The 4,074-nt window shown below is 41.8% G+C and carries 4 protein-coding genes and 1 pseudogene; 3 read left to right on the top strand and 2 right to left on the bottom strand.

What is annotated here, in order from left to right; genetic code table 11:
• Positions 1-18: 18 nt before the first annotated feature.
• Positions 19-450, bottom strand: a complete 432-nt coding sequence (locus HWQ37_RS01210) for a ketosteroid isomerase family protein (protein WP_292742819.1) — start codon at positions 448-450, stop codon at positions 19-21.
• A 390-nt stretch (positions 451-840) separates the two neighbouring features.
• Here HWQ37_RS01210 and queG point away from each other — a divergent pair, with 390 nt between their 5' ends.
• From queG to HWQ37_RS01195, 3 genes and pseudogenes are all read left to right on the top strand, one after another.
• On the top strand, positions 841-1,815 hold the full coding sequence (queG, locus tag HWQ37_RS01205) for a tRNA epoxyqueuosine(34) reductase QueG (RefSeq protein WP_292742818.1): 975 nt from the start codon (positions 841-843) through the stop codon (positions 1,813-1,815).
• Positions 1,790-2,425, top strand: coding sequence for an HAD-IA family hydrolase (locus HWQ37_RS01200; protein WP_292742816.1), 636 nt, complete (start codon positions 1,790-1,792; stop codon positions 2,423-2,425). The genes queG and HWQ37_RS01200 overlap by 26 nt, the downstream gene beginning before the upstream one ends.
• Before the next feature lie 85 nt (positions 2,426-2,510).
• Positions 2,511-2,974: pseudogene (locus HWQ37_RS01195) on the top strand (IS4-like element ISSysp3 family transposase); the annotation flags it as partial.
• A gap of 77 nt (positions 2,975-3,051) precedes the next feature.
• Here the strand turns inward: HWQ37_RS01195 and mnmA are convergent.
• Positions 3,052-4,074: tRNA 2-thiouridine(34) synthase MnmA (gene mnmA, locus HWQ37_RS01190; RefSeq protein ID WP_292742814.1), on the bottom strand; the 1,023-nt coding region annotated here is incomplete at its 5' end.

Raw genomic sequence — 4,074 nt, 5'->3', positions numbered from 1 at the left:
TTTGTAGTTATTTGCTACTTACTTTTCACGACGTAAAGAAAGTAACTCTTTGGGGGAAGCTAAAAGTTTGATTCTAGTATAAAGAATTTGCCGTTGTTGGTTGAGGATAAATAGCCACAAAATATTGACACTACACCAAGAAGTTTGGGCTTTGCCTGTTACCTGGACTTGGATATCACCATTTTCTAAAGTCTCAGCTATTGCTGTGTTCGGGTAAGCTTTAATGTTTTGACCTTCTTGTTTTAAGTAGGCTGCGATCGCATCTGTACCCACAATATCAGATTCAAAGGGCGGACGCATTACACCATCTACCGTAAATAAGGCAGCAGTTGCCTCAAATTCTCCTGCATTTAAGGTTTCAAAATAACGCCGTACACTTAGTTCTGTAATTCCCTCAATCTGGAATTCTTCTTCAAACTGCGCTGGTGAGATAAATTCAGCAGAGGTCATAAAATTACCTGGATTATGGTATCTGAATATTAATTTCAGTACAAAAATAGGTAAAAAAAAAGCTGCTGTTGAGATAGATTACTACATACTCATAAATCTTCCTGACGATGGAAGTCTTGATTTGCTACCCAGCTTAAAACGGGCTACATCTAAGGTAGTAACAAATCTTAATTAAAGGTATTAGCTACATAATGTATAATTAAAAGCGCCTTTATTTAGGCAAAATCCAGTTAACAATTCAAAATTCAAAATGACGCTCGATGACTCGCTAACGCTGCGCTAACAAAATTCAAAATTAAAGACATTTCAGACTCTTGATTTAAACCTCGACTGAAACTGGTGCTACACATAGATGTAGGGGTCTTAAACCCTTGAATTTACGATAAAAAAATGAATCAGTATTCTGTAACGAGCAGCAGTCTGGTGAAAGAAAAAGCCAGCGAGTTGGGCTTTCACAAAGTTGGAATTACTGCTGTAGATCAGGTAAATCCCACAGAAGCGCAGAGGTTGCAAGCATGGATTGAACTGGGTTATCACGCTGATATGAAATGGATGGCTAACCCAAAGCGTCAGGATATCCGCTTAGTGATGCCAGAGGTGCGATCGCTAGTGTGTGTAGCACTAAATTACTATACACCACATCAACGTCCTGAAAGTGAGGAATACGCCAAAATTTCCCGTTATGGTTGGGGAAGGGATTATCACAAGGTAATGCATAGAAAACTCAAGCAGCTATCTATATGGCTAAAATCACTTGATGCAAGCGTATCAGCTCTTTATTATGCAGACACTGGCCCGGTGCAAGATAAAGTGTTGGCTCAACTTGCCGGAATTGGTTGGATTGCTAAGAATGGTAATGTGATTACACGGGAATATGGCTCTTGGGTATTTTTAGGAGAAGTGTTGACTAATTTAGAATTAGAGAGCGATCGCCCGCATACAGAACACTGCGGTAGCTGTACTCGTTGTCTTCAGGCTTGTCCCACAGGTGCAATTACTCAGCCTTTTGTGGTCGATGCTAATCGTTGCATTGCTTATCATACCATTGAAAATCGGGACAAGGAATTGCCAGAGGCGATCGCATCTAATTTGCAAGGCTGGGTTGCTGGTTGCGATATTTGCCAAGATGTTTGTCCTTGGAATCAACGTTTTGCTCAAACAACTGATATTGCAGAGTTTGGGCCTTATCCTGATAATATTGCTCCCCACCTGCTAGAATTAGCCCAAATCTCAGATCGGGAGTGGGATAAACGATTTCCAGCATCTGCCTTGCGGCGGATTAAGCCAGAAATGTTACGACGCAACGCCCTAGCTAATCTTGACGCATCCAGGCAGAAGAATGACCCAGAAAGTAATTATTTTTGATTTTGATGGCACAATTGCTGATACAGTAGATGCCCTTGTAAGTATTGCCAATCGTCTAGCTATAGACTTTGGTTATAGACACATCAGCCCAGAACAATTAGCCCTCCTCAAGAACTTAACCTCTAGGGAAATCATTAAGTACTCAGGAGTTTCTCTATTTAAGATCCCCTTTCTAGTTAAAAAAGTTAAAGGGGAATTAAAAAACAAAATTCCCGAATTAAAGCCAATTCCGGGAATTAAGGAAGCATTAACAGAACTCCAAAATCAAGGATACAAACTGGGTATTATCACTTCTAATTCTAAAGAAAATGTTACACAGTTTCTCACAATCAATGATTTAAATCATCTATTTGATTTTATCTACTCAGGAATTACAATTTTTGGTAAAACAACTATTATAAATAATGTCTTGAGGCAAAAGCAACTCAAACCTCAAGAAGTTATTTATGTTGGAGATGAAACCAGAGATATCGAAGCATCAAAAAAAGCAAATATCCAAGTGATTGCAGTCACTTGGGGCTTTAACTCACCGGAAGTCCTAGCCAAGCAAAATCCAGATTATTTAATTCAGCAACCTAGCGAACTGTTAGAAGTGATGAACAGTCGTTAATTAATGAATAGTCAAAATAATTCGTAATTGATAATGACGCTCGTTCGCTCTTAGCGTCTCCCCTTGGGAGATGACTCGCTACCGATTACAGGTGATTCGATGGTACACAAGGGGAAATGGCGAATTGAACAACTGTTTGCCACCCTCAAAACTGCCGGATTAAATCTCGAAGCTACCCAATTAGAGTCGGTTTCTGCCATTCAACGACTAACTGTATTAGCTTTGTCTGTTGCTGTGCGAATTTTACAACTGATTCAGGGACGGGACAACCCTGATTTACCTGCTAGTATTGCTTTTTCTCATGAGCAACAGCAATGCTTATCTACTCTTGATCCTACGTTGGAAGGCAAAACTCGACTCCAACAAAATCCTTATCCTCCTCAAAACCTTGCTTGGGCTACTTGGATTATTGCTCGACTTGGTGGTTGGTCTGGTTACAAGTCTCAGAAACCTCCCGGTATTACTACTTTGGTTCGCGGTCTTGAGCAATTTGAGTCTACCTTTTTTGGGTGGAAACTCTCTCTGGGTCTACTTGTGTGTACACCGTAGCCTTTGTAAGGGGGGAACTTCTAAAGCCCCCTTTTTAAGGGGGTTGGGGGATCTCAGTGCGTAAGTCTTGGTTACTATTAAATAAATTGTTCAATAATTCCGCCACCTAAAACTTTTTCGCCGTCGTACCACACCGCCGCTTGTCCGGGAGTGATGCTAATTTGGGGTTCATCAAACACCAAACGGACACGAGAGTTTTCCAACGGAATCACCGTCACCGGTGTAGCCGTTGAACGATAGCGAATTTGCACTTCGGCATGAATTGGGCTGGATGGTTCGGCAATAGAAACCCAGTTTACCCGATTTACAGTGCATTCTGGTTGAGTTACCTTAGTGCGATCGCCTACTACTACTTTATTATTTTCCGCATCTAATTCAATCACATACAACGGTTCGGCAGCAGCAATTCCCAAGCCTTTGCGCTGACCAATAGTGTAGTGATGGACACCATCATGCTGTCCCAAAACTTTGCCTGTAACATCGACAATATCGCCTGTTTTGGGGGCTAAATATTTATCCAAAAATGCCCGCATGGAACCGTTACTTTCCACTAAGCATAAGTCTTGACTTTCTGGCTTGTCAGCAGTTTTCAGTCCGTATTCAGTCGCAATCCGGCGCGTGTCAGTTTTTTCGAGTTCGCCCAAAGGAAATATAGTTGCTGCAAGTAAATCTTGAGACAAATCATAGAGGAAATATGACTGGTCTTTATTGCGGTCAACAGCCCTTAATAACTGGTAACGTCCAGTTGCTTCGTCATAGCTAATTCGGGCATAATGACCAGTGGCAATGCGATCGCATCCCAATTCTTCACGAGCATACTGCACCATTGGCCCAAACTTCACCGTTTTATTGCACTGGGAGCAAGGCAAAGGCGTAATCCCAGCACTGTAACCTGTCACCAAATAATCGACAATATGCGTCTGAAACAGATCCCGAATATCGACAATCTGATGAGGAACGCCCAATTGTTCACAGAGATCGGCCGCGTCGATCATACCTTCAGAGCAACATTGACCTTTGCCTTTCATTAGCCAAAGAGTCAAACCAATCACTTCATAGCCCTGATGGTGCAGGATAGCTGCGGCGGTGGAACTGTCAAC

It is taken from the genome of Nostoc sp. NMS4, assembly GCF_017115095.1.
GTDB lineage: Bacteria > Cyanobacteriota > Cyanobacteriia > Cyanobacteriales > Nostocaceae > Nostoc.
This window is presented reverse-complemented; position numbering and strand designations above follow the sequence as displayed.

Bases quoted from the DNA above. Each gene is read 5' to 3' on its own strand.
- HWQ37_RS01210 (WP_292742819.1), bottom strand. From the start codon at position 450: ATGACCTCTGCTGAATTTATCTCACCAGCGCAGTTTGAAGAAGAATTC.
- queG (WP_292742818.1), top strand. From the start codon at position 841: ATGAATCAGTATTCTGTAACGAGCAGCAGTCTGGTGAAAGAAAAAGCC.
- HWQ37_RS01200 (WP_292742816.1), top strand. From the start codon at position 1,790: ATGACCCAGAAAGTAATTATTTTTGATTTTGATGGCACAATTGCTGAT.